Consider the following 24,877-nt stretch of genomic DNA (forward strand, 5'->3'; position numbering starts at 1 on the left):
ACTATTGGATGAATTCCGTGATGGCGTTGATGAACTCGCCCGGCTTCTCGATCATCGGACTGTGCCCCGATCCGGGGATCACCGTCGGGGTCAGTCCCGCCTGGCGGTAACGCTCGACGTTGGCGGCGGTCGGCGTCAGCACGTCACGCTCACCCCACACGACGAGCACGGGCTTTCCGAGAGCGGCCAAGCGATCGGCCGCGTCGCGCTCCTCATCCGCGTTGCCCGATTTGCAAACACCTTTGTGCGTGAGCTGTTTCAGCGAGCGATGCGCCAACGCCGGCACTTGATAGTCGTCGGCGAAACCGGTCTGCAGCGAGCTGGCGGTCACGGGATCCAGCGACCGGAGCAAGTCCACGGCGGGCCCGATGAGCGGCACGCACGCCAGGCCTGCGAGCGCGGGCGTCTGCACCAGGTGCGGGGCGGCGGGAGTATCGGAAACCGCCACGCGCTCAACATGTTCTGGATCCAGCTCGGCGAGCGCGATCGCCACCAGCCCGCCCATCGAATGGCCTACCAGAGTCGCATGCTCGACACCGAGCGCATCCAGCGCCCGCCGCACCGCTTCCGCCTGTCCGTCGATGCCGTAATGCGACGCATCGCTCGGGGCCTCTGAACCACCGTGTCCCACGAGGTCGATGGCGATGACCCGGCGATCGAGCAGCGCCGCGGTGACGCGGTTCCACCACTCGACGGACGCCGAATACCCATGAAGCAGTACAACGGCGCGGTCACCAGCAGGGCCATACTCTTTGACGTTGAGGTCTGGGCCGTCGAGTTGGAGCACCCGACCGCCGTCGAATGCCTGCGCCGGACGCGTGGCTCTCGTCACCACGAACGCGTTCACTGCGAGCGCCACGACCACGACCACTGCCGCGATCATGATCATCCGCCACTTCATCGGCCGGACGCTACTCCCCATCCCCCGTTCTCCGTCAATGGTTTTTCGCCGTCACTCACCGACCGGCTCCGGCGGTGAGGTTGCTGTCACCTGCGTGCCGTGACCGACCACGGAGTTGATGTCTATCGAGCCACCGAGCCCATCGAACCGCGCCAGCAACGACCCCAGTCCGATGTGCCCGTCGGCGACGTAGCGCTCGACGTTCGCGGTGTCGAAGCCTTTCCCGTTGTCGGTGACGGTCAACACGATCCGGTCGCCTTGCCGCGACAGACCTACCCGCACAGTCGTTGCGCGCGCGTGTTTGTGCACGTTGGCGAGCAGTTCTCTGGCGGCCCGATACATCAACTGCTGGGACTCGACTTTGCCGACGTCCTCGAGATCGGCCTCCACCGCATAGTCGCCGCGAGCCTCGAACTGCCGCAGCAGTTCTCGCACGGCCGGCGTGAGGCCGAGCTGGGCAAGCACCTGCGGATGCAGTTCGGTGACGGTCGATCGCAGTGCGGCGGCGGTCTCCTGCAGCGCGGCGTGGACCGCTTCGAGCGCCGGATCGTCGTTGCGTTCGCGGATTTCGTCGAGATCGAGCCGCGCGGCCAGCAAGATCTGCAGTGGGCCGTCGTGCAGATGCTCGGCCACTTCCCGGTTGTGCCTCTCATCGGCCTGCATCGCCTCGGACACCAGTTGCAGGCGGATGTGCTGGAGCTTGGCGACGCGCGCGCGACGCCACACCAGCACCAGGCAGAGCGCGGTCGTAGCGGCCGCCGCCCACAGCAGGAAGCCGACGTGCGTGTAGACGATGTCGGGCAGACCCACATGGTCATCGCGCTTGGAGTACACCATCCACACGGCCAGATAGCCGAGGGCGGTGCCGGTGCCGAGGATCGCGGTCAGCATGGGCCGGTCCTGGAAGGCCACCGCGATCGGCAGCAGGAAGAACACCGGTAGCAGTGCTGCCGTCGCCCCACCGGACACCAGACACAGCACCACGACGACCAGGACGTCGACGGCGGTCGAGGTCCAGTCCGCCCAACGAGGCACGGGCCCCTGCAGCACCACGACCAGCCAAACCACCGCTGCTGCGCCGTAGAAGCCCAGCACCACTTCGTACACGCCGGGCAGCCAGTGGTCGACCTCCCATGTCCACACCAGCAGCGCGATCAGACCGATGAGCGGCAGCCGCAGAAACGCGGTGACGCGCACAGGCTCCCTTGCGAAATAGCCGGCGACGCGGTCCAGCACGGCTAGTCCAGCAGCTTGCGGCGCATCGCCTCGGCGACCGCGGCGGCCCGGTCGTTCACACCGAGTTTCTCGTAGAGCCGTTGTACGTGGGTCTTGACGGTCGACGGGGCAAGAAACAGTTCCTTGGCCATCGCGGGGATGCTGCTTCCCGCCGCGATCAGCTTGAGCACTTCGCGCTCCCGCGGGCTCAGCACGGGCCCCTCGGGTTCGGCGCGCTTACGGATCTCGCCGGCCAGCCCGGCGGCGAGGCTGGGCGCCACGACGTCGCGGCCCTTGGCGCAGTCCAGGACGGCGTTCACCAGTTCAGAGCGGCTGGACTCCTTCGGCAGGAATCCCGCGGCACCCTCCTGGAGCGCGCGGAAGACGATCGCCGACTCGTCGTGCGCGGAGACCAGCAGCACGCGCGTCGGCAGTTCATCGCGCTGGACGGCCGCGGCGACCTCGGCACCGTCCATCCCCGGCATTCGGTAATCCAGCAGAGCGACCTGCGGCAGATGCGTGCGGATCGCCTCGAGCGCGGACACTCCGTCATCAGCCTCGGCGACCACCTCGATCGACCCGCTGGAAACGAGCGCACGCACCACACCGTCGCGAAACATCGGGTGGTCATCGCCGACCACCACCCGGACTTTGTCCCTGGTCAGGCCTGTCGACACAGCAGCCAGCTTCGCACAGCCCGCTGGCCGATGCCGCCCAAAGCGTCTCGACACACCGTTCCCCCGACCAGGGGACGGTCGAATCGACCGATTCACGGGTCGATCAGCGGACATACGCGCCGCCCGGCACCGCCGATAGTCGATCCAACGCGTCAAGCCAGGAGGACAAGTGACCGCTACCCGTAGCTTCGCCCGCTACATCGCACTCCCCGCCGTGACCGCCGGCATCCTCGGTGGTGCCGCGCTCGGCTTCGCGGGGCTGGCCAATGCCGACACCGACTCGCGCGGGCCCCAGCCGCGTCCCGGCCAGGTCGCCACCACGAACGCCGCCGATACCCCGGTCATCGTGGTGCACCGCAACGACAGCTATCCCGGCGGTCACGGGTTCGTCATCGACATCCCTGCGGCCGAATTCACCCCAGCGACCTGTTCGTCCCATGCCCCCTCTCCGGTCCCGAACCACAGCGCCGTCTCGATGCCGCGCTCTGCACGTCGTTGAATCTCAGCGCCGAACTTCGGCGTTGAACTCCCGTCACTCGTTGCCGTAACGGCATCAGCTTGAGCCCTCGCGCTCACGGTCGTCTCGGCCGGAGTCATCGGCGGGGCTGTGCTCGGGTTGGCCGGCACCGCGAACGCGGGGACCTACGCACCGCCGCGACCGCCGGTCATCGCCCCGCCGGTCGTCAAGGCTCATCCCGCACCCTCGGCCGTGGCGGGGATGCACCACAACGGCATCGAGCGCGTGGTGATGCTGGAGCCGGGCGCGCTGCGCTGACGGCCTCGGATTCCGCTGTCCTCCGATCGGGGGACAGCGGAATCCCCCAGGTCAGAGGGCGATCAGCCGACAGACTCCGCCGCCCGCACGGGCGATAGTTGTTTCAACGCAGGAAGAACTCGAACCGACAGGACCACGCAGATGACCATCAGCCGCAGCTTCGCTCGCTACATCGCCCTCCCCGCCGTCACCGCGGGCATTCTCGGCGGTGCCGCGCTCGGCCTGGCGGGGATGGCCAATGCAGGCACCTACTCGTATCAGCCGGAGCCCCGGCCGGGTCTGGTCGCCACCCCGAATACCATCGCCCATCCCCCCGTCATCGTGATCCCCCGTCACCGCGGCTACCACGGCGGCACGGGGTTCGTCATCGACATGGGCACCGGCGAATAGTCACGGCGAATAGTCACCACAGGGGTATCTCCACCCCGTATTCCGACTCCGGCCGCGGACCGAAATACCGCCGCTGCGACGCCTCGATCTTCACGTCGTTGATGCTGGCCTCCCGGCGCGACATCAGACCCTCGGCGTTGAACTCCCACAGCTCGTTGCCGTAGCTGCGGTACCACTGGCCGTCGGCGTCGTAGCATTCGTACTGAAACCGCACCGCGATCCGGTTGTCGTGGAAGTCCCACAGGTTTTTGCGCAGCACGTAGTCGAGTTCGCGCTCCCACTTCTGCGTCAGGAACGCGACGATCTCGGCACGCCCGACGACGTGCACGTCCCGATTGCGCCATCGCGAATCGGCCGTGTAGGCCAAGCTGACGCGCTCCGGGTCGCGGGTGTTCCAGGCATCCTCCGCGGCCTGGACCTTCTGCATCGCGGTTTCGGCGGTGAACGGCGGGAACGGCGGACGGCTTTCGATCATGCCCAGTTATACGTGTCATGGACTGCCGCGATTCCCGTTTTTACGGGTGTCATATCGTGACAGCCATGGACTTCGCGATGTCGGCCAAGGGTCAGGACTACTACGATCGGCTCTCCGACTTCATGACCGAGTTCGTGTTCCCGGCGGAGAAGGATTACGAGGCCTACCGGCACGAGAAGGGGCCCGACGACCACACCGTCCCGCCGGTCATCGAAGACCTCAAGAAGCTGGCCAAGGAGCGGGGCCTGTGGAACCTGTTCCTGCCGTCGGTCTCGGGTCTGACCAACCTCGAGTACGCCCCGCTGGCAGAGCTGACCGGCTGGAGCATGGAGATCGCGCCCGAGGTGACCAACTGCGCGGCACCCGACACCGGCAACATGGAGACGCTGCACCTGTTCGCCAACGAGCAGCAGCGCAAGCAGTGGCTCGAGCCGCTGCTGAACGGCGAGATCCGCAGCGCATTCGCCATGACGGAGCCCGCGGTGGCCTCCAGCGACGCCCGCAACATCCAGACGACGATGCTGCGCGACGGCGACGACTACGTCATCAACGGCAGGAAGTGGTGGATCACCGGCGCCGCCGACCCGCGGTGCAAGATTCTCATCGTGATGGGCCGCACCAATCCGGACGCGGCCAGCCACCAGCAGCAGTCGATGATCCTGGTGCCCGTCGACACCCCTGGGGTGGACATCCAGCGTTCGCTCCCGGTGTTCGGCTGGCAGGACCAGCACGGGCACTGCGAGATCGTCTTCGACAACGTACGGGTGCCCGCCACGAACCTGTTGCATGAGGAGGGCAGCGGCTTCGCGATCGCGCAGGCTCGTCTCGGACCGGGCCGCATTCATCACTGCATGCGCGCCATCGGTGTCGCCGAGCGTGCGATGGCGTTGATGATCGACCGGGTCAACACGCGCATCGCCTTCGGCAAGCCACTGGCCGAACAGGGTGTCGTGCAGCAGCAGGTTGCGCAGTCCCGCAACGAGATCGAGCAGAGCCGGCTGCTGTGTCACAAGGCGGCCTGGGTGATCGACAAGCACGGCAACAAGAGCAAGGAAGCCCAGCAGTTGGTCGCCATGATCAAGTCGGTTGCGCCGCAGATGGCGTGCAACGTTCTCGACCGGGCCATCCAGGTACACGGCGCGGCCGGCGTCAGCGACGACACCGTGCTGGCGCGGCTCTACGGCTGGCACCGGGCGATGCGGCTGTTCGACGGTCCCGACGAGGTCCACATGCGGACCATCGCGCGCGCGGAACTCGGCAAGGAGAAAAGCGCTTTCGCCGCGGCGGTGACGCCGAGGTCCACTCGGTGACCCCGAACCCTGACGCCCTGTCAGGGGCGTGGAACTTCCGTGACATCGCCGAGGAGACCGGCATCCGGCCGGGCAGGTTCTTTCGCTCCAGCGAGTTGAGCGGGCTCGACGACTCCGGGCGCAGCGCCCTGCTCGGCTTCGGCATCACCGATGTGGCCGACCTGCGGTCGGCTCGCGAGGTGCAGCGTCATGGCACAGGTGCCATCCCCCCCGTTGTGGAGGTGCACCATCTCCACTTTCACGAGGTCACCACGGTCAACGGCGAGGCGCCGCACGAGACGGCCTTCGCGAAGATGATGACCGAGAAGCCCGACGACGAAGACATCGCGGAGGCCGCGTCGCGGTTCATGGCGGAGGAGTACCAGCGCTTCCCGACGTTGGCCGGGGCGCAACGCGCGGTGCGACAACTTGTTTCGCTGATCGGTGCGGGCCGTCCGGTGATCACGCACTGCTTCGCCGGTAAAGACCGGACGGGGTTCGCCGTGGCGACCGTCCTCGAGGCCGTCGGCGTCGACACCGACGCGGTGCTCGCCGACTTCCTGCGCAGCAATGAGGCCGTGCCGCGGCTGCGGGAGCAGATTTTGAAGTCGGTCCGCGAACGCATCACGACCGACGAAGAGGTGACCTTCGTCGAGGCCCGGCTGACGGATCCGGTGCTGGGCGTACGGCCTGAGTATCTGGAGGCGTCGCGGCGGACCATCGTCGACACCTACGGCGGGCTGCCGAACTACCTCGAAGCCGCCGGAGTGACCCCCGAGGACGTCACCCGGCTGCGCGACTCGCTGCTGGGCTAGCCGCTACTGGGTCAGATAGACCCCGACTATCCACGCGACGGTGGCGAGCAGCGCGCCGGCCAGCTCGACACCCATCGACAGCGCCACACCCTTCACGGCGTGCTTGGTCGACATCCACGCCAGTCGCTGATCTCCGCGGGTCGCGACCTCGGCCAGATAGACGCCCAGCACGAAGCCGATTACCAGGCCGATCACCGGGATCACGAAGAAGCCGATGATGCCGAGCACCCCGCCCGCCACCAGGCTCAGTGTGCGCACGTCGGCGGCCCGCATCCGTTTCACGGGCCAGGTGTACTTGATCAGGGCGGTCACGCCGAGGAGTGCGGCCACCACGCCGAGCGTCACCCAGCCGGTGACGTTGTTCTCGTAGACGGCCCACACCGCGATGGCGGCGAACACCAGCAGAGTGCCCGGCAGCAGTGGCACCACGATGCCGACGATGCCGACGGCGATGGCGAGTGCGACGAGGATGATGCCGCCGGTGCCCACACCACGAGGCTAGTGGGTCACGGCCGGCGGGCCCGTACCCATTGGAAGGTGCCGACGGTCTTCGTCCTGACACCGGTCATGCCGAGGTCTTCGAGGATGTCGGCGAGTTCGTCCTCGCCGAAGAAGCGCGCCCCGCCGGCAGGCAGCGCCCGGAACAGCGGCTTGGCGAAGCCCGCGGTCGGCACCATCACGGCCATTCGCCCGCCAGGTCGCAGCACCCTGACGATCTCCGACAGGGTCTGCGCGGGGTTCGGAATCAGCTGCAGCACGGCGAGGGAGACCGCCGCGTCGACGGTTTCGTCGCGCAGCGGCAGCTGTTGCGCATCGGCGCGCAGGAAGCCGACATTTGGCGCCGCGTGCGCAGCGACCGCGCGGGCGAGCATCGGCTCGGAGATGTCGACACCCAATGCGAGGCCGTCAGGGCCCGCCACACGAGCCAGTTGTGCGGTGATGTTTCCCGGCCCGCTACCGACGTCGAGCGCCACGCCGCCCGATGGAATGCTCAGCCACTCGACGGGCAGCTGCCATGCGCCGATGAATCTGCGGGCGAGGGCCTGCGCGTTGTCATAGAACATCGAGCCGGGACCCGAGGCCCATACCGCCTGGATGAAGCCGGTGTTCCTGGGCGGGGCGTCGCCACTGGGCGGCCGGTCGGCCAGCAGGTCGAGATACCCCCTGCTGACGTCGGGATTCGCAGGCGGGTCGGAGAGCAGATCCAGGGCCCGGCTCAGGGCCGGCGGGAGGTGCTGATCGGTCACGATCCCACGCTACGCCGGGTGATCAGACACCGAGCTGGTCGGCGAGATCCAGAAAATCCGTTGCCGTGAAGTCGAATTCGCCGTCGGTCACCCGATGCGCACGCTGATTGGGCCCGTACTCGAGCGGGCGGGCGACGTAGGCCGCCATCAGACCCGCCTGCTGCGCTGCGCGCAGGTCACCGGGATGGGCGGCGACGAGCATCAGGTCGCCGGGAGCCACGCCGAGCAGGTCCGCACAGCCGAGGTAGGCCTCCGGGTCGGGCTTGTAGTGGCGGAACAACTCGGCCGAGATCACACAGTCCCACGGCAGCCCGGCCCGCTTGGCCATGTTGGTCAGCAGGGAGACGTTTCCGTTCGACAGCGTCGTGATGACGAACCGTTCCTTGAGCCGGGTGAGGCCCTCGACGCTGTCCGGCCACGGATCGAGGCGATGCCACGCACGGTTCAAGCCGTCGACGTCCGCGTCGCTGATCCCCGTGATCCCGGCGTCGAGCAGCAGGTCCTCGAGGATCATGCGGTGCAGGTCGTCGATCCTGGTCCACGGCAGCTCACCGCGGCGCACCCGGTCCATCGACGGCAGATAGCCCTTGCGCCAGTTGTCGGCGAAGGTCGGCCAATCCCCTTCCACCCCATGGGTTTTGCCGAAGGATTTGAGCTCGTCGATGATGCTCGAGCGCCAGTCGACGACCGTGCCGAACACGTCGAACGCCAGCGCCCGCGGACTCATCTACGGCTCCAGTACGACCTTGCCGAACACTCCACCGTCAGCCAGCGACTGCAACGCCTCGGCGCCCTTCGACAGGGGGAAGCGCATCGGTGGAGGCGGACGCAGGCCGGCCCGAACCAGTTCGCTTACACCGAATTCGAACAGCGACTGGGCGCCGGGAGTGCGGTTGACGAACTCGCCGTAGCCCACCCCGATGACCGCGACGTTGCGCAGCAGCAGCCTGTTCACCTTCACGCTCGGGATGCCGCCACCGGACGCGAAGCCGAGGACGAGCAGCCGCCCCTCGGTCGCCAGCGCGCGGATCGCGTCGTCGAACACGTCGCCGCCGACGGGATCGACCAGCACGTCGACACCGCGCCCGCCCGTGTGGTCCTTGACCGCCTGGAGCCAGCCGTCGGTCAGCGGCAGGACGACATCGGCGCCCAGCGACTTCACGAACTCGGTGCCCTGCGGACGGTGCACCATCGCGATCACGGTGGCGCCCAACGCCTTGGCGATCTGAATGGCCGCGGTACCGACGCCGCCCGCCGAGCCGAGAACGAGGACGGTCTCACCCGCTCGCAGCGCGGCGCGACGGGCGAGCGCGAAGTACATCGTCTGGTAGTTGCCCAGCAGCGCGACGGCTTCGGCGTCGTCGAGTTCGGCGGGTGTGGATCTCAGGTTGGTGGGCGACACGGCCACGCGCTCCGCCCAGCCACCCATCATCGTCAGCGCGGTGACGCGCTGACCCGGTTTGAACTCCGACTCGTACGGCGCCGAAGCCACCACCCCCGCGGCCTCCATGCCGGGAATGAACGGCGGCTCCAACCGCAGCTGGTACTCACCTCGCAGGAGCAGCAGGTCCGGGAAGCTCACACCGGCGGCGCGGACGTCGACGATGACTACGTCGTCATTGCCCACGACGTCGTCGACGTCGGTGTAGGCCAACCCAGATGGTCCGGAAAGCTCCTGCGCGACAAGCGCTTTCACTCGGCGTCAGCCGAGCGAGAACGTGGCGCGCTGCGCCGCGGACAGATCGGTGATCTCGCCCCACTTGGCGGCGATGTCCTCGACCGAAGGAACCTCGGTGAACGTGACGCCCTCGTTCTGGAACAGCGCGGTGCGCTGCACCTTGCCGCCGCCGACGATGAACACCGAAGCGGTCTCGGGCAGTTCCTCGGTCATCAGGTAGGCCACCACCGGCGCAACGTATTCCGGCGTCAGCTTCTCGAAGACCTCCGGCGGCAGGATGTCCTGCGTCATCCGGGTCGCGGCGATCGGCGCGACCGCGTTGGTCTTGATGTTGTACTTCGCGCCCTCCTGGGCCAGCGTGTTGATCAGGCCGACGAGACCGAGTTTGGCCGCGCCATAGTTGGCCTGGCCGAAGTTGCCGAACAGGCCGCTGGTCGAGGTCGCCACGACGACGCGCCCGAAGTTGTTCTCGCGGAAGTGTGGCCAGGCCGCGCGGATCACGTTATAGCCGCCGTACAGGTGCACCTTGAGCACGGCGTCCCAGTTCTCGAACGTCATCTTGTGGAAGGTGCCGTCGCGCAGGATGCCCGCGTTGCTCACGACGCCGTCGATCTTGCCGAACTCGTCGATGGCGGTCTTGATGATGTTCTCGGCGCCCTCGGACTCCGCGACGGAGTCGTAGTTGGCCACCGCGCGGCCACCGGCGTCCTTGATCTCCTTGACCACCTCGTCGGCCATGTTGTGGCCGGCGCCGGTGCCGTCACGCGCACCGCCGAGGTCGTTGACGACGACGCTGGCGCCCTCCTTGGCGAGCGTCAACGCGTACTCGCGTCCGAGTCCGCCTCCGGCGCCGGTGACGACGATGACGCGATCCTGCACTCCTGGCATGGGTTTCCTTCCTAGACAGTTGGGATTTCGGCGTGTTCAGTCGCGCTGAGCGTTACTAAACACGCCGAAATCGCTAAACGACGCTAAAAGAGGCGCTTGGCGAGCTTGAGAGCCTTCTCTGTATACGGGGGATAGATCATGGCGCCCAAATCGGGTCGGGTCGGCTTCGTCATGACCGTCTTCTTGTGGCTGAACTGCTCGAAGCCGAACTTGCCGTGATAGGCACCCATGCCCGACGGGCCGACGCCGCCGAACGGCAGCTTGTTGGTCGAGAACTGGAAGAGCAGGTGGTTGACCACCATGCCGCCCGCAGTGACCTCCTTGATGACCCGCTCGCGGATGCTCTTGGTCTTGGTGAACAGGTAGGCGGCCAGCGGCTTGGGCCGTGAGTTGACGAAACCGATTGCGTCGTCGAGGGATTGGACGGTCATCACCGGCAGGATCGGGCCGAAGATCTCATCGGTCATCAGCGGCTCGGCCGGATCGGGGTCCACCACGACCGTGGGCTCGATGGTGATGTTGGACGCGTCGGAACCACCGCCGACGACGACATTGCCCTTGGTGGCGGCCAATGACGCGGTCAGCCGGGCGAAGTGGCGCTCGTTGACGATGCGCTTCCCGCCGATCTTGTTCTCGGCCTCGAAACTCGTCACGGCCTTCTTGATCTCGTCGACGAGCTGGTCGCGGATCTTGGCGTCGGCCAGCACGTAGTCGGGCGCGATGCAGATCTGGCCGGAGTTGATCAGCTTGGTCCACGCGATGCGCTTGGCGGCGACCTCGATGTCTGCATCCGCGGAGACGATCACCGGGCTCTTGCCGCCCAGCTCGAGGGTGACCGGCGTCAGATGCGGCGCGGCGGCCTCGTACACCTTGCGGCCGATCTCGGTGCCGCCGGTGAAGCAGATGTGGTCGAAGCCCTGGGCGATGAGCTCCTGGCTGCATGCACCGTCGCCCTCGATCACGGCGATCGCGTCGCTGTCGAGGTAGCGCGGCACCAGTACGGCCATCAGGGCCGAGGATGCGGGGCAGACCTCAGAGGGCTTGAGCACGATGGTGTTGCCCGCGGCGATGGCGCCGACGGCCGGCCCGAGCGTCAGCACAAACGGGAAGTTCCACGCGCCGATGATCAGCACGGTGCCGTACGGCTCGTACTCGACCCAGCCGCGGCCGGGCAGCTGCGACATCTCCAGCAGGCGATAGCGGCGGCGCATCCACTTCTTGACGTTCTTGGCGGCGTCCTTCGCCTCACCGATGGTGCTGGCGATGTCGGCGAGGTAGGCCTCGAACGGGCTGCGCCCGAGGTCCTTGTCGAGGGCCTCCATGATGGCGCCCTCGTTCTCGCTCATCAGCCGCACGAGGGCATTGAGCTGTTGTTTCCGCCATTCGACGCTGCGGGTGCGGCCGGACGCGAAGGTCTCGCGCAGCCTGCGCACGGTGCCGGGGATGTCTGGGGTGGTTGTCGCGGTGGTTTCGGGCGCGACGGATTCTGTGGTCATGGGTGGGTGTCCTTCCTGACCCGAGGATTACCCGATCCTAACCAACCGGTTGGCCCGTCCTGAAGGGGCAACTTCCTGCCCCTCTACTCGCCCGTTCGGGCGGTCAGTCCGCCTTCTCAGACCTTCTCAGCCGTGACGAACGACGAGAACGCGTCCTGGTCGGACTCTCCCGGCGGCAGCACCCACCGGTCGAGCCTGCGCATCTCGTCAGCGGAGCTGACGGCCGACGACCGCCAGCCGTGCTCGTTGAGCCACTGAGCGACATCGGCCCGGTCGGGGTCGTTGTACATCAGCTCGGCGACGTCGGGCGCCTCCTCGATGCCGAACTGCGCGGCGATGCGTTCGAACTTCTTCCGGAACTCCGCACGTCGCTCGTCGGACCGCGTGCCGACCGTCTCGGCCGCGACCCGGCTGCCTGGCGCGCTCAGCGCGGTGACCTGTTCGAACAACCGGTCCTGCGCTTCGGCGGGCAGATACATCAGCAGCCCCTCGGCCAGCCACGCGGTCGGCTTGCCGGTGTCGAATCCTGCGGCGCGCAGGGCGGTGGGCCAGTCCTGACGGAGGTCGATGGCCACGGCGTGGCGCTGGGCCGACGGCAGCGCGCCGTGCTCGGCCATTCTCGCCGCCTTGTACTCGAGCACCTTGGGCTGGTCGATCTCGTAGACGACCGTCTCCGGAGGCCACGGGAGGCGGTAGGCGCGTGAGTCGAGACCTGACGCGAGGATCACGACCTGCCGGATGCCCGCGGCCACGGCGTCGGCGAAGAACGCGTCGAAGAAATGGGTTCGCACGGCCTGGTAATTGCCCATGTGTGTGAAGACCGCGGCGACCTCGGCGTCGGCCTCGGCGACCTTGGCCGCGAACTCCTCGCTGCGCACGAAATCCCAGATGCCCGGGCCGACGCCGGCGACCAGCACTTCGGCGTACGGATCGCGGATCAACGGGTCGGGCTTGGCAGTCTCGCCCGCGCGGGCCGCGGCCACCATGACGGCCGTGGAGCCGACGCTGGTCGCGATGTCCCAGCTGTCGTCGTGCGTGCGTAATGAGCTCATAGTCGAGCCCCCTCGTTCCGATCGGTCATACCGTTCGCCATGCTAGCGATTTCGCTTAGGCGAGCTATGCGACGACCGGGTTCGGCTAGGGGCGCAGGCTCCAGAGCTTGTTGGCCAGCAGTCGCTGGAAGTTGTGGACCACCCCGGCGAGGTCTTCGTGACTGCCGACGAAACCGGCGTAGAAACCCATCCCCCAGACCATCGCGACGAGCAGTTCCACGAGCTCGGTGACGTTGGTGTCGGTGGTGAGTTCGCCGTTGGCGATCGCGTCGTTGACCGCCCAGGTGATGAACTCGCGCGACGTCCGCAGCGAATCGTGCTCGTCGCCGATCAGCTCGGGGTGGCGCTGAGACTCCAGCACCGAGGTGACGAGAAACGCTGCCGCCGAACGGTCTTCGGAATTGGTCTGCATCGCGGCGCTGAAGAACGCTCCGAGCCGGTCCAGGAGGCTCGTCGCCTCCTCGGCCCGGGCTTTGCCCGCGCTAACTACCTGTGCGTCGATTTGCTCGACCACCTGACCCCACAACACTCGCTTACTCGCGAAGTAGTGGTTGATCGCGGGGCGCGTCAGACCGGCGCGAATGGCGATCGCCTGAAATGTCGCCGCGTCGTATCCGAGTTCGCTGAAGACCTCGCGTGCGGCTCGTATGATGCGCTCCCGAGTCTCCGCGGCCTTCGCTGCGGGTGGGCGACCCGGACCCCTACTCGCGATATGTTGCGGCACGGTCAAATTGTGCCACAGCCCACTTGTGGACCTACGGGGTATCACCTTCCGGGTAGCTCGGAGCGTCCTTCCAGCAAATTTTTCGCGATATGCCGGCGCGATGCGACGTAGAGAATTCGATACGGCGGGCGCTAGGTTCGGAGCCATGGCCAGCGTCGCATCTCGGGAGGCCTACTTCGAGACCGGGCTCGAAGTGTTGTCCGATCTCGGCTATGGGGGGCTCAAGCTCGCCGAGGTCTGTAACCGCCTCGGTGTCACCACCGGTTCCTTCTATCACTACTTCACCAACTGGCCGGCCTACACCAAGGACCTGGTCGAATACTGGGTGCAGGAGCGGACCGTCCAGACGGCCGACGCGGTGCGCAGCGAAACGGACCCGCGCCGCCGCATCGACATGATCATCCAGCTCGGCCTGGGGCTCCCCCACGGAGCCGAGGCGGCGATCCGGGTGTGGAGCTCTGTCGATCCGGAGGTGCACGCCGTCCAGGCCGCCGTGGACCGGCAGCGGTTCGACGTAGCCTACGAGTCGGCGTACGAGATCCTGCAGAGCAAGCGGAAAGCCGAGGTCTTCGCACTTTGGGCGGTATACCTCCTCGTCGGTTACGAGCAGGCCGCGCTGCCCCACGACGCCGCAGCGCTGCAGTGGATCGCCGAACGGCTGCGGGTCGCGCTCGACACGGACGGGTTTGCCTCGGTGCCCGACAGTGACTGACGCAGCGACTGCAATCGACGATTCACCGGACGGGGTCCACCATGTTGTCGCGCTGCTGCGCGAGCGTCTCTACGGGGCAATCTCCTGTTTGGCGACCTTGGCCATCCTGGCCCGCTACAGCGACGAGGACACCAGCGCGCTGGCACGGATCCTCGACATCGCGGTAGCCACCGGTGGCCTGTGGGCCGCGAGCCTGCTCTCGCACTGGGTGGCCCACCTCGCGGTGTTCGGACGTGCTCCGCAGGGGCGCGACGCCCTGCGGATCGTGCAGACGTCCGGCCAGATCGTGGCGGCGGCCGTACCCCCGCTGATCGTCCTGTTGGTCGCGGTGTTCGGCATCCTCGACACCGACACCGCGATGTGGATCGCGATGTGGACGCTGATCGGTGAACTCGGACTCATCGCGCTGCTGGCGGTGCGGAAGACCCGGTTGCCGTGGTGGCAGCGGGCGCTGGCGGTAGCCGGGCTCGTGGGCGTGGGGCTGATCGTCGTCGTCATCAAGATAATTGCGCACTGACATGACGAGCTGGCGGCGGCGCGCGGTTGATCTGCTCCGCAAGCGCGACCCTGAGTTCGATGCGCTGCGTCGCGCCGCCCGCGCGGCGATTGTGGTTCCCATTTCGGCCGCAGTCGGCTTCGCCGTCGGAAGTGGTTCGCAGACACCGCTTATGGCGATCTTCGGCTCGGTGGCGCTGCTGATCATGGTGGACTTCCCGGGTAACCGCCCGGCGCGCGCGCTGGCCTACTGCGGTCTGGGCATCAACGGCGCGGTGCTGATCACCCTCGGAACGCTGGTGGCACCCCATCCCGCGATCAGCGTCGCGGTGATGTTCGTTCTCGGTGTGGTGGTGACGTTTTCGGGTGTGCTCAGCGAGATCATCGCCTCCGGGCAACGCGCCACCCTGCTGACATTCGTGCTGCCCGCCTGTACGCCCGTCGGGCCCATCTCCGAACGTCTTCTCGGCTGGTTCATCGCGTTGGCGGTGTGCGTGCCCGCGGCCTTGTTCCTCTTCCCGCCCCGCCATCACGACGAACTGCGCAGGCACGCCACCCAGGTGTGCACGCGGCTGGCCGATGCGCTCGAGGGCACCGGGACGGCCAAGGATGCGACGCGCGCGATGAATGCGCTGTGGGAGAGCTTCCTCGGCGCCGACTTTCGCCCCGTCGCACTCACCGCAGGCAGCCGGGCGCTGGTGCGGGTGGTGGACGACCTCGGCTTCCTCGCCGACCGGATCACCGACGACACCGGGCGCATGCTCGGCACCCTGAAGGCACCGCTCATCCGGGTGTTGCGGGATTGCGCCGCGGTGCTCAACATCTCCGAACCGGCTGCGCGGGCAGCCCGGGGAGCGGACCTCAACTCGGCACTGGCCGAGCTGAGATCTATTGCGCAGGGCCGGTATCGCGACGACATCATCGAGATACTCGCCGAGCCCGACGACGCGGCGGCGGTGGCCGTCGGACGAAAGCTGTTGGGGCGCCGTACATTCTCGGCCACCGTCGGCGTGACGGGCCGCATCATCCGCAATGCGGCCGAGGCCGACGCCCGTCCGGTATGGGCCCGCGTTCTCGGTCGACGGCTGCCGCCGACAGGGGTGGCGGATTGGGTGATGCCGGAGACGACCGCGGTCGCCACGATCACCAAGGGTCTGCTGGCCACCAGGGCGGTGGTGCTGCGCAACAGTCTGCGCACCGGTCTCGGCCTCGCGCTGGCCGTCGCCGTCACGCACGTCTTCCCGCTGCAGAACGGGTTCTGGGTGGTGCTCGGCGCGATGTCCGTTCTGCGAAGCAGCGCGTTGACGACGGGAACCCGGGTGCTGCGTGCAGTCGCAGGCACCGCGATCGGCCTACTGATCGGTGTCGTGGTCATCGAGTTGGTCGGCGTCGACCCGATCGTGATGTGGTCGCTGCTGCCGCTGGTGGCGTTCGGTTCGGCCTTCGTGCCAGAGGTCGCGTCGTTCATCGCCGGCCAGGCGGCCTTCACGATGATGGTGCTCATCATCTTCAATCTCATCGCCCCGACCGGTTGGAGTGTGGGGCTTATCCGTATTCAGGACGTCATCGTCGGCGCCATGGTCGGCATCGTCGTTTCGCTGCTGCTGTGGCCACGCGGTGTGCGGACCCGGGTGTCGAAAGTCATCGACGATGCGTTCACCGTCGGTGCCGACTTCCTCACGGCCGCCGTCTTGCGCGTCACCCGCGGAGCATCCGAGGAGGCCACCAACCGGGTCATCGCGCTCAGCCACGAAGCCCTGGAGGCGTCGCGAACCGTGGATGACGGTGTGCGCCAGTACCTTTCGGAGAGCAGCGGTAACGCCGACGTCCGAGCTCCCCTGGTTCGTCGCGCCAACCGAGCGGCCAGACTGCGCGCCGCCGCCGAACTGATCGCCGACATCGTCCCACCGCCGCACGGCGTGTACGAACGGACCCGCGCGGTGCTGGAAGCGCACACCGAGGCAGTGTGTCGTGTCCTCACCCGTCGGTCACTGGGCCTTTCGGTGCAACCGATCAGCGACGACTTCGTCATCGCGTTGCGCGCCGAGGCCACCGACGACGAGTTGGCCGTCGCCGCGGCCCTGCCCTTGGTGACCGCCGCGGCGCACATCGGCGAATTGGAATTGCTCTATCCGAGAAGCGATTCCCGGCACGAGAGCGATCTTGTGCTCAAACGCGGTGGGGCATGAGCGCACCGGGCGGGATCGCGCCGAACTTTCCGGCGTTGTAATCCTCCAGGGCCTGAACCAGTTCGGTCTTTGTGTTCATCACGAACGGGCCGTAATGAACTACGGGCTCGCGGATGGGTTTGCCGCCCAGCAGCAGGACTTCAAGTGCGTCCCGGTGGGACTCCTGCGAGGAGTCGGCGCTGACGTTGATCCGGTCGCCAGGTCCGAGCACCGCGAGTTGGCCCTGGTGAATCGGGTGGCCGACGGGGCCGACCGACCCGCGGCCGGACAACACGTACACGAGCGCGTTGAAGTCGCGGTTCCACGGCAGATTCAGCCGGGCACCGGGCTCAATCGTCGCGTGCGCCAACGTGATCGGCGTGTGCGTGGCGCCCGGACCCCGCTGTCCCGCGATGTCGCCCGCGATCAGCCGCACCAGCGCCCCACCGTCGTCGGAGGACAGCAGCTTGACCTGCTCACCCTCGATGGCCTGGTATCGCGGTGTCGCGAACTTGTGCTTACGCGGCAGGTTCACCCAGAGCTGGATGCCGTGGAACAGCCCGCCACTCTCGACCAGTTCGGCCGGCGGCGTCTCGATGTGCAGGATCCCCGACCCCGCGGTCATCCACTGCGTGGCGCCGTCGGTGATCAGGCCGCCGCCTCCGTGGGAGTCCTGGTGGGCGAAGCGCCCGTCGAGCATGTAGGTGACGGTCTCGAAGCCGCGGTGCGGATGCCAGTCGGTGCCCCTCGGCTCGCCCGGCTCGTATTCGACCTCGCCCATCTGGTCCATGTGGACGAACGGGTCGAGATCGGCGGTGCTGACTCCGGCGAATGCACGCACGACGGGGAAGCCTTCACCTTCGTAACCGCGCGGGCCGGTGGTGATGGAGCGGACCGGTCGCTCGGTGTCGGCGGGTTCGGCCGCGGCGATCCGCGGCAGTGTCAGGGTGTCGGCGCTGATAGCAGGCATGCCATCGATAACCGGACTGCAGTCCGATTTATTCCCGGGCCAACTTCTCCTCGCGAGCAGACGCAAGAGTGCGTGTCGCGGCGGCGTGTCTGGTCGCTTTGCGTCTGCTCGCGAGAACTAGCCCAGGACCGCCAGGGCCGCGGCCCGCGCGTCTGCCGCAGTGCTGGCGGCGAGCACGGCTTCGGCCGCCTCACGGCACTGCGTCAGCGACGCCTCCGCGAGTCTCGCGCCGACGCCCTGGACGGCAGCGGCCGCAGCCGACAACGACGTCACGCCGAGCCCGGCGAGTACACATGCCAGTAGCGGGTCCGCGGCGGCCTCCCCGCAGACGCCGACCGGCTTACCCGCCGCGACGCCCGCCTGCGCCGTCATCGCCACCAGAGACAGCACCGCCGGCTGCCACGGGTCGGTGAGCACCGCGAGGTCGGCCGACATGCGATCGGCGGCCATCGTGTACTGGGCCAGATCGTTGGTGCCGATCGACAGGAAGTCGATATGGTGCAGGATCCGCTCGGCGAGCAGCGCCGCCGCCGGAACCTCGATCATCACTCCTGGCGTCAGTCCGTACGAACGTGCTTGTGCCGCAAAGTGTTCAGCTTCTTCAGCCGTCGCGATCATCGGCGCCATCACCCACGGCGCGTTGCCGGTCCGCCGGCCCGCAGCAGCGATGGCCTCGAGCTGCCTGCTCAACAACCCCGGATTGCCCGCGGCGATCCGAATGCCCCGCACACCGAGCGCGGGGTTGGCCTCCTCGGGATGCCCCGCGAACTTCAGCGGCTTGTCGGACCCTGCGTCGAGCGTCCTGATGACCACCTTGCACCCGGCGAAGGCGTCGAGCACCTCGGCGTAGACATCGGCCTGTTCCTCGATGCCGGGTTCGGTGTCGCGGTCGAGGAAGCACAGCTCGGTGCGGAACAGGCCGACGCCCTCGGCCGCCGTCAGGCGTGCGGCCCGCGCGGCGGCCCCGTCAGCCACGTTGGCGAGGATCGCGACCTTATGCCCGTCGGCTGTGGCACCGGGGCCGCTCCAGCGTGCGGCGCGCTGGGCGTCGCGCTTCGCGGCAGCCACCGCCTCTCCCGCGATCACGGGGTCGGGTGTGACGACGACGGTGCCGGCCGTGCCGTCGACGAGCACCATCGTTGCGGCACCGACGGCGTCGAGCCCTTGGACGGCGACGACGCACGGGATGCCTAGCTGGCGCGCGATGATCGCGGTGTGGCTGGTGGGCCCGCCCAGGGCCGTGGCCAGTGCGACGACGCGCGTCGGGTCGAGGCCTGCGGTGTCGGCGGGGGCGAGGTCGTCGGCGCACAGGATCGACGGCACATCGGGCACCGGGACGCCGGGTTCGGGCAGGCCGAGGAGTTCGGCGAGCACCCGGTCGCGGATGTCGTTCAGGTCCGTCACGCGCTCGGCCATCAGCCCGCCCATCTGGGTGAACATGTCGACGAACTGCTCGATCGCGCCGACCACCGCGCGGACGGCGGGAGCGCCCGCGTTGATCCGCTTCTCCGCGGCGCCGAGCCAGGCACGGTCCTGTGCCAGGGTCGCGGTGGCCGACAGCACCTCCGCAGCGGCGCCCGAGGCGAGTGCCGCGCGGTCCCGCAACCGTGACGCGACCGCGGCCGCGGCGGCCGAAAACCGGGCGGCCTGAGCAGAGCGGTCGGATTCGGGCACCTCACCGGTCCACTCCCCCTCGAGCGAGGGCAGCCGACCGGGCCGGATCACCGGCGCGTACGCGACGCCGGGTACCACCGGCACACCGCGCAGAACAGTGCTCATTCGTTGAATCTTTCGCCCAAACGGCCAATTCGGCGGGCATTGTCGAGAGGATTCCGCCATCACGTTTCTCATCGGCGATCCCACGACCCAGGAGCACCATGCCCACCAAGACCGTCATCGTCGGCTCCGCCATCGGTCTGCACGCCCGCCCCGCGGCCATCATCGCCGAGGAGGTGGTCAAGGCCGGGGTGCCCGTCGCTCTCTCGCTGGACGGCGGTGAACCCGTCGATGCAGGCTCGGCGCTGATGATCATGACCCTTGGGGCGGGCAACGGCGCGGAAGTGACCGTCACCTGCGACGACGCCGACGTGCTGGCCACCGTGGCCGGGTTGGTCGCACAAGACCTGGACGCCTAGGCCCCCGCAAACCGGCCCCCACAAATTGCGGACCTGACCCCCCTCGCCACCCCCTTAGGATTGGCTGGATGTGGGGGACAGCCGGGGGTTTGCTGTGGGCGTATCTGCCCGTCGCAGGCCCGGTGACTATCGGGGGAGGTGCATAGCGAGTGCACCGCCTTGGTGTGTTGCTGGCCGTGTTGCTGCTGGCCTTGTTCAGCGCGCCGCCAGCAACGGCCATCGAGCCACCCGCGATCGACCCGGCGGTGATGCCGCCGGATGAGACCGGTCCCGATCAACCGACCGAACAGCGCCGCGTCTGCTCTGCGCCGACGGCGTTTCCCAACGCCAATTTCGCCGACAAGCCCTGGGCGAGCGACTACCTGCAACTCGCTGAGGCGCAGAAGTTCGCGACGGGCGCGGGGATCACCGTCGCGGTGATCGACACCGGGGTCAACGGCTCACCGCGAGTGCCTGCCGAACCCGGTGGCGACTTCGTCGACCAAGCCGGAAATGGCATGTCCGACTGCGACTCCCACGGCACCCTGACCGCGTCGATCATCGCCGGCCGGGCCGCGCCGACCGACGGCTTCATCGGGGTGGCACCCGACGCCCGCATCCTGTCGCTGCGGCAGACGTCGGAGGCTTTCCAACCGGTCGGCGCCCGCACCGATCCCAACGATCCGAACTCGACGCAGACCGCGGGTTCACTGCGCAGCCTGGCCCGCGCGGTCGTGCACGCGGCCAACCTCGGCGCGCAGGTCATCAACATCAGCGAGGCGGCCTGCTACAAGGTGACCCGGCCGATCAACGAATCGGGCCTCGGCGCCGCGATCAATTACGCGGTCAACGTCAAGGGCGCTGTCGTCATCGTCGCGGCGGGCAACACCGGTCAGGACTGTGCCCAGAATCCGCCGCCCGATCCGGCGATACCCGCCGACCCGAGGGGCTGGCAGCAGGTGCAGACGATCGTCAGCCCGGCCTGGTACTCCCCGCTGGTGCTGACCGTCGGCGGTATCGCGCCGAACGGCCAGCCGAGCACCTTCTCGATGTCCGGACCGTGGGTCGGCGCAGCGGCGCCCGCGGAGAACATGGTGGCGCTCGGCTACGACGGAAGACCGGTCAACGCACTGCAGGGTCAGGACGGTCCCATCCCGATCAGCGGCACCTCGTTCGCGGCCGCCTACGTGTCCGGGCTGGCCGCGTTGCTCAAACAACGCTTCCCCCAGCTGACGCCGGCTCAGATCATCAACAGGATCACCGCGACCGCGCGGCATCCCGGCGGTGGCGCCGACAACTACGTCGGCGCCGGTGTCATCGACCCTGTGGCCGCGCTGACCTGGGACGTGCCCGAGGGGCCGGCGCGAGTTCCCGTCCAGGTCAAGGAAGTTCCGCCGCCGGTCTACATTCCGCCGCCGGACCGCGGACCGATCACCGCCGTCGTCGTCACCGGCGCGGCCCTGGCGCTGGCGCTCGGACTCGGCGCGCTGGCCAGGCGCGCCCTGAGGCGCCGATGAGCCGGATCACGTCCCTGCTCGGGTTGCGTTTCACCACCGGCCACGCCATCTGGGCGGCGGCGCTGACCCCGGCGGTCCTACTGCTGTTCATCAGGCTCGAGCTGCTCTGGCTGGGCATCGCCCTGGCGGTGGTCATCAGCCTGACCGCGGTGCTGACCGTCCGCGGTCGACGCCTGACCGGCTGGGTGGCGGCGGTGTTCGGCTGGCGGCGACGCCACCGCAGCGCACCCGACCGGCCATCTGAGCCGGCCGTCGGCGCCACCGTTATGCCGGGCGATCATGTCGCCGTCCGCTGGGAGGACGGTTACCTGGTCGCGGCCATGGAGCTCGTACCGCGACCGTTCACGCCCACCGTCATCGTCAACGGTGCGGCCTTCACCGATGACGTGGTCGACACCAAACTCGTCGAGCAGTTGGTCGCGGCACACTGCCCTGACCTCGAAGCCGACGTGGTGGCAGCCGGGTACCGAGTGGGCAAGACCGCGCCCGCGAGCCTGGTTGCCCTCTACGAGCAGGTGGTCGGGCCGTATCCGGCGCCGGCGAATCGTCGCACCTGGATCGTCGTCAGAGCCGATCCCGAGCACACCCGAAAGTCCGCACAGCGGCGTGACTCGGGCGTCGCGGGGCTGGCCCGATATCTGGTCGCATCGACTACCCGGATCGCGGATCAGTTGGCCGGCAACGGTGTTGACGCCAGGCCGGTCCGCAGTTTCGACGACTTCGACAGGGCGACCGAGATCAGCTTCGAACGTGAGACATGGTCGACGATCAAGGGACGCAGCACTTTCACCGCCGCCTACAGCGCGCCGGGCGGGCCCGACGTGTGGTGGTCGGCGCGCGCCGACCACACCATCACCCGTGTCCGCATTCGGCCGGGTGAGGCCCCGACCACGACGGTGTTGTTGACCACGCTGGCGAATCCGTCGACGCCCCGCGGATTTTCCTGCCTGTTCGGCGGTCAGCGGGCGGCGTTGCGGGGCATCAGCCCCGTCAGCGACCGGCACTACGAACTGCCGATCGGATCAGCGGGCGTCCTGATCGGCGAGACCGCAGATCGCTACCCGGTCTACATGCCGTTCGATGACGTCGATGCGAGCATCAACCTCGGCGACGCGCGGTTGTTCACCCAGTTCGTCTCACGATCTGCCGCCGCGGGCGCTGTCGTCACCCTGTTGCCGCAGTTCACCGAGTTCGCCGGCGCCATCAACGCTCAGCTCGGTCCCGAGGCCAAGATCGCATGGCCGAATGCGACCACCTACCTCGGAACACATCCCGGACTGGGACGAGTTGTGTTGCGCAACACCTATATCGACACACCACGGCACCGACAGCTTCCGATCCGGTTGATCAACCCGCGCGAGGAAAGCCGCTATCAGATGGCGCTGGAGGTGTAGCGGTGGCGGGCGACGTACAACGGGTCGAACCCGGTGCGCTCACCAGCCAGGCCTCCGAGATGAAGGGCCAGAACTGGCACGCGCCCTCCGAAGTCACGGTGACACCGCCGGATGCCCTGCCTGCCACGAAAGACGCGGTGGCCAACCTCAACGACAATGCGCAGTCGCTGAAGCAATTCGAGCAGTGGGCCGAAGTCGAGAACCACCGGATCGCGGAAATGCTCGAAATCGCCTCCGCCGCTTACCAAAAGGTCGATGACGACTACGGCAGGGCGATCGAGGATCCCGACCGCGCCGCGGCGGTCGACGCCATCACCATCCCCGATCCCGCCACGCCGCCGCCGCAGCTTCCCGGTCCTGTCGGCACGCTGCGCCTACTCGATGGCAGCGGATACAGCAACGTCACCCAGACGCAGGCCGACCTCACCGCGCCCGACAGCGGGGCCTCGTTGAAGACCGCGATGCTGCAGTGGGGCGTGGCGTCGAAACGCATCGAGAACAACAAGCCCAAGCCGCCGCCGGGCAACTGGGAAGGTGACGCCGCCGACGCCGCCTACGCGCGGATGACGGAGTTCGGCAGCTGGCTGACCCAGCTCTCCGAGGCATGGTACGACCTTGCCAAGGCGGCCGCGAAAATCGTTGCGGCACACGATAAGGCAAAGACTACGCACGACCCGATCCATCAGGAGTACGTCGCGCTGGAACAGCGGATGATGGAGCTCGCGAGCGTGACCGGGCCCCATGGCGGCGTGCGGGTTCAGAATGAGATCGAGAAGATCCGCGAGCGGATGCAGGAGCTGCAGAGTCAGTCCGACGAGGTGCGCCAGGACTACGCGAGCAGCGCGACGTTCGCACCGGTGCAGCCCGCAGAGCCACCGTTCAAAGGCAACGGCGGCCCGACGACCGTAGGCGGTGGCGGTGGCGGGCCCAGCGGTGATCCCGCGGCGATGGCCCAGAAGATGGCCGAATCGCTGGGGGTTCCGGCCCCGGCCTCGACCCCCGCCGCGCAGTCACAGCCTCAGCCGGGTGCCGGACAGAGCGGCGGATCCCCCGCCGGCGGTGGATCGCCGTCGGGCGGCGGTACGCCCGGAGACAGCCCGGGCGGGTCGCCCGGTGGATCGCCGGCGGGGCTTCCAAAGACACCCACCGATCCGAGCGTGCGCCCGGCAGCCGGCGGCGGCGGCGCAGGTCGCGGGGCCGGAGGCGGCGCCGGCGGTGCCGGAATGGGGTCGGCACCGCTGTCTCCGGCGGTCACCGCCGAGACGGTCGCGCCCGGCCCACCCGTTCCGGTCGGAGCTGGACCTGCACCCGCGACAGCGGGCGGCGCGGCGGGCGGTGCGATGATGGGCGGCGGTATGGCACCCATGCATGGCGCCCAGGGCGGAGCTCAGGGCAAGGAGAAGCGACGCGATCCGCGCCTGGCCCCCGATGAGGATCTATACACCGAGGACCGGCCGTGGACCGAGGCCGTCGTCGGCAATCGACGCCGCAGGGACGTCCACGACGGCCAGGGCGGCAAGGACGCCTAGTGACCGACGACGTGCATCCGGACGTGGCCGCTGTCCTGCAGCAGGCCGCGCGGCTGCAGTCGCTGATGGACGAGCAGTTGCACAAGATGGCCAGCGACACGTTCCCGGCCACCGACGAGAGCGAGACGGTCGAGGTGACCCTCGACGGGCATCAGCACCTGACGGGGGCGTTCATCGAAGACGGTCTGCTGCGGCTGGGCGCAGCAGCGGTCGAGCAGCGCCTCAACGAGGCCTTGCACAACGCGACCGCCGCCGCGACCGAGTCGAGCGAACTCGACAAGGACCGCATCGACGCCGCGGTCGCCGATATCACCGCAGACCTGCAGACGGACGAACCGACGTGAGTATCGTTCGAG

At 68.0% G+C, this 24,877-nt stretch carries 27 protein-coding genes; 13 read left to right on the forward strand and 14 right to left on the reverse strand.

Annotated features, from left to right (window positions below; translation table 11 throughout):
* Nucleotide 1: 1 nt before the first annotated feature.
* Genes H7J93_RS20655 through H7J93_RS20665 form a run of 3 tightly spaced genes read right to left on the reverse strand, consistent with a single transcriptional unit; the run spans nucleotide 2 to nucleotide 2,781 of the window.
* Complete coding sequence (locus tag H7J93_RS20655) at nucleotides 2–901, reverse strand: alpha/beta fold hydrolase (protein ID WP_267308172.1); 900 nt, start codon at nucleotides 899–901, stop codon at nucleotides 2–4.
* Nucleotides 902–952: 51 nt separating this feature from the next.
* Nucleotides 953–2,137, reverse strand: coding sequence for a sensor histidine kinase (locus H7J93_RS20660; RefSeq protein ID WP_267308173.1), 1,185 nt, complete (start codon nucleotides 2,135–2,137; stop codon nucleotides 953–955).
* Nucleotides 2,138–2,139: 2 nt separating this feature from the next.
* Complete coding sequence (locus H7J93_RS20665) at nucleotides 2,140–2,781, reverse strand: response regulator (protein WP_267308342.1); 642 nt, start codon at nucleotides 2,779–2,781, stop codon at nucleotides 2,140–2,142.
* Nucleotides 2,782–2,962: 181 nt separating this feature from the next.
* Between H7J93_RS20665 and H7J93_RS20670 the strand changes: the two genes are divergently transcribed.
* From H7J93_RS20670 to H7J93_RS20680, 3 genes are all read left to right on the forward strand, one after another.
* On the forward strand, nucleotides 2,963–3,292 hold the full coding sequence (locus H7J93_RS20670; protein WP_267308174.1) for a hypothetical protein: 330 nt from the start codon (nucleotides 2,963–2,965) through the stop codon (nucleotides 3,290–3,292).
* 108 nt (nucleotides 3,293–3,400) lie between these two features.
* The gene (locus H7J93_RS20675) at nucleotides 3,401–3,568 is read left to right on the forward strand and encodes a hypothetical protein (protein ID WP_308204939.1); all 168 of its coding nucleotides are present in this window, start codon (nucleotides 3,401–3,403) and stop codon (nucleotides 3,566–3,568) included.
* Nucleotides 3,569–3,709: 141 nt separating this feature from the next.
* Complete coding sequence (locus H7J93_RS20680; protein WP_267308175.1) at nucleotides 3,710–3,958, forward strand: hypothetical protein; 249 nt, start codon at nucleotides 3,710–3,712, stop codon at nucleotides 3,956–3,958.
* Nucleotides 3,959–3,971: 13 nt separating this feature from the next.
* On the opposite strand, the gene H7J93_RS20685 is transcribed toward H7J93_RS20680, so the two are convergent.
* Nucleotides 3,972–4,433: a nuclear transport factor 2 family protein gene (locus H7J93_RS20685; protein WP_267308176.1), complete on the reverse strand. Its 462-nt coding sequence runs from the start codon at nucleotides 4,431–4,433 to the stop codon at nucleotides 3,972–3,974.
* Between the two features lie 77 nt (nucleotides 4,434–4,510).
* Here H7J93_RS20685 and H7J93_RS20690 point away from each other — a divergent pair, with 77 nt between their 5' ends.
* Together H7J93_RS20690 and H7J93_RS20695 are read left to right on the forward strand one after the other, a co-directional pair.
* Nucleotides 4,511–5,743: an acyl-CoA dehydrogenase family protein gene (locus H7J93_RS20690; protein WP_267308344.1), complete on the forward strand. Its 1,233-nt coding sequence runs from the start codon at nucleotides 4,511–4,513 to the stop codon at nucleotides 5,741–5,743.
* Complete coding sequence (locus H7J93_RS20695) at nucleotides 5,740–6,537, forward strand: tyrosine-protein phosphatase (RefSeq protein ID WP_267308177.1); 798 nt, start codon at nucleotides 5,740–5,742, stop codon at nucleotides 6,535–6,537. Before H7J93_RS20690 ends, H7J93_RS20695 begins: the two co-directional genes overlap by 4 nt.
* A 3-nt stretch (nucleotides 6,538–6,540) precedes the next feature.
* On the opposite strand, the gene H7J93_RS20700 is transcribed toward H7J93_RS20695, so the two are convergent.
* The 8 genes from H7J93_RS20700 to H7J93_RS20735 all read right to left on the reverse strand — a co-directional run bounded on the left by H7J93_RS20700 (nucleotide 6,541) and on the right by H7J93_RS20735 (nucleotide 13,622).
* Complete coding sequence (locus tag H7J93_RS20700; RefSeq protein WP_267308178.1) at nucleotides 6,541–7,026, reverse strand: DUF456 domain-containing protein; 486 nt, start codon at nucleotides 7,024–7,026, stop codon at nucleotides 6,541–6,543.
* A 17-nt stretch (nucleotides 7,027–7,043) separates the two neighbouring features.
* A complete protein-coding gene (locus H7J93_RS20705) occupies nucleotides 7,044–7,784 on the reverse strand; it encodes a methyltransferase domain-containing protein (protein WP_267308179.1) in 741 nt (246 codons plus the stop codon).
* Between the two features lie 22 nt (nucleotides 7,785–7,806).
* Nucleotides 7,807–8,511, reverse strand: coding sequence for a haloacid dehalogenase type II (locus H7J93_RS20710; protein ID WP_267308180.1), 705 nt, complete (start codon nucleotides 8,509–8,511; stop codon nucleotides 7,807–7,809).
* A complete protein-coding gene (locus H7J93_RS20715) occupies nucleotides 8,512–9,480 on the reverse strand; it encodes an NADPH:quinone oxidoreductase family protein (RefSeq protein WP_267308181.1) in 969 nt (322 codons plus the stop codon). It lies immediately after the preceding gene.
* Nucleotides 9,481–9,486: 6 nt separating this feature from the next.
* Nucleotides 9,487–10,350 carry an SDR family oxidoreductase gene (locus H7J93_RS20720; protein ID WP_267308182.1) on the reverse strand — a complete coding sequence of 288 codons (864 nt, stop codon included), beginning with the start codon at nucleotides 10,348–10,350 and terminating at the stop codon, nucleotides 9,487–9,489.
* A gap of 83 nt (nucleotides 10,351–10,433) precedes the next feature.
* Nucleotides 10,434–11,846, reverse strand: coding sequence for an aldehyde dehydrogenase family protein (locus tag H7J93_RS20725; protein ID WP_267308183.1), 1,413 nt, complete (start codon nucleotides 11,844–11,846; stop codon nucleotides 10,434–10,436).
* Nucleotides 11,847–11,962: 116 nt separating this feature from the next.
* Nucleotides 11,963–12,898, reverse strand: a complete 936-nt coding sequence (locus tag H7J93_RS20730) for a class I SAM-dependent methyltransferase (protein WP_267308184.1) — start codon at nucleotides 12,896–12,898, stop codon at nucleotides 11,963–11,965.
* An 85-nt stretch (nucleotides 12,899–12,983) separates the two neighbouring features.
* Nucleotides 12,984–13,622 carry a TetR/AcrR family transcriptional regulator gene (locus H7J93_RS20735; RefSeq protein ID WP_267308185.1) on the reverse strand — a complete coding sequence of 213 codons (639 nt, stop codon included), beginning with the start codon at nucleotides 13,620–13,622 and terminating at the stop codon, nucleotides 12,984–12,986.
* Between the two features lie 145 nt (nucleotides 13,623–13,767).
* Between H7J93_RS20735 and H7J93_RS20740 the strand changes: the two genes are divergently transcribed.
* Genes H7J93_RS20740 through H7J93_RS20750 form a run of 3 tightly spaced genes read left to right on the forward strand, consistent with a single transcriptional unit; the run spans nucleotide 13,768 to nucleotide 17,018 of the window.
* Entirely contained in the window at nucleotides 13,768–14,334 is a 567-nt protein-coding gene (locus H7J93_RS20740; protein ID WP_267308186.1) for a TetR/AcrR family transcriptional regulator, read from the forward strand.
* The gene (locus H7J93_RS20745; protein ID WP_267308187.1) at nucleotides 14,327–14,851 is read left to right on the forward strand and encodes a hypothetical protein; all 525 of its coding nucleotides are present in this window, start codon (nucleotides 14,327–14,329) and stop codon (nucleotides 14,849–14,851) included. Before H7J93_RS20740 ends, H7J93_RS20745 begins: the two co-directional genes overlap by 8 nt.
* A gap of 1 nt (nucleotide 14,852) precedes the next feature.
* Nucleotides 14,853–17,018, forward strand: coding sequence for an FUSC family protein (locus H7J93_RS20750; RefSeq protein WP_267308188.1), 2,166 nt, complete (start codon nucleotides 14,853–14,855; stop codon nucleotides 17,016–17,018).
* On the opposite strand, the gene H7J93_RS20755 is transcribed toward H7J93_RS20750, so the two are convergent.
* Both H7J93_RS20755 and H7J93_RS20760 read right to left on the reverse strand, forming a co-directional pair.
* Nucleotides 16,999–17,967 (reverse strand): pirin family protein, encoded by a 969-nt coding sequence (locus tag H7J93_RS20755; RefSeq protein ID WP_267308189.1) that lies wholly within the window; start codon nucleotides 17,965–17,967, stop codon nucleotides 16,999–17,001. The genes H7J93_RS20750 and H7J93_RS20755 overlap by 20 nt on opposite strands.
* A gap of 117 nt (nucleotides 17,968–18,084) precedes the next feature.
* On the reverse strand, nucleotides 18,085–19,746 hold the full coding sequence (locus H7J93_RS20760; protein WP_267308190.1) for a putative PEP-binding protein: 1,662 nt from the start codon (nucleotides 19,744–19,746) through the stop codon (nucleotides 18,085–18,087).
* A gap of 98 nt (nucleotides 19,747–19,844) precedes the next feature.
* Between H7J93_RS20760 and H7J93_RS20765 the strand changes: the two genes are divergently transcribed.
* The 5 genes from H7J93_RS20765 (at nucleotide 19,845) to H7J93_RS20785 (ending at nucleotide 24,865) form a co-directional block, all read left to right on the forward strand.
* Complete coding sequence (locus tag H7J93_RS20765; RefSeq protein WP_267308191.1) at nucleotides 19,845–20,102, forward strand: HPr family phosphocarrier protein; 258 nt, start codon at nucleotides 19,845–19,847, stop codon at nucleotides 20,100–20,102.
* A 149-nt stretch (nucleotides 20,103–20,251) separates the two neighbouring features.
* On the forward strand, nucleotides 20,252–21,598 hold the full coding sequence (gene mycP, locus H7J93_RS20770) for a type VII secretion-associated serine protease mycosin (protein WP_267308192.1): 1,347 nt from the start codon (nucleotides 20,252–20,254) through the stop codon (nucleotides 21,596–21,598).
* Nucleotides 21,595–22,992, forward strand: a complete 1,398-nt coding sequence (gene eccE / locus H7J93_RS20775) for a type VII secretion protein EccE (protein ID WP_276022195.1) — start codon at nucleotides 21,595–21,597, stop codon at nucleotides 22,990–22,992. Before mycP ends, eccE begins: the two co-directional genes overlap by 4 nt.
* A 2-nt stretch (nucleotides 22,993–22,994) precedes the next feature.
* Nucleotides 22,995–24,521, forward strand: coding sequence for a PPE domain-containing protein (locus H7J93_RS20780; protein WP_267308193.1), 1,527 nt, complete (start codon nucleotides 22,995–22,997; stop codon nucleotides 24,519–24,521).
* Entirely contained in the window at nucleotides 24,521–24,865 is a 345-nt protein-coding gene (locus H7J93_RS20785) for a YbaB/EbfC family nucleoid-associated protein (protein ID WP_267308194.1), read from the forward strand. Before H7J93_RS20780 ends, H7J93_RS20785 begins: the two co-directional genes overlap by 1 nt.
* Nucleotides 24,866–24,877: the final 12 nt, after the last annotated feature.

Source organism: Mycobacterium barrassiae (genome assembly GCF_025822765.1).
In the GTDB taxonomy this organism is placed as follows: Bacteria; Actinomycetota; Actinomycetes; order Mycobacteriales; family Mycobacteriaceae; genus Mycobacterium; species Mycobacterium barrassiae.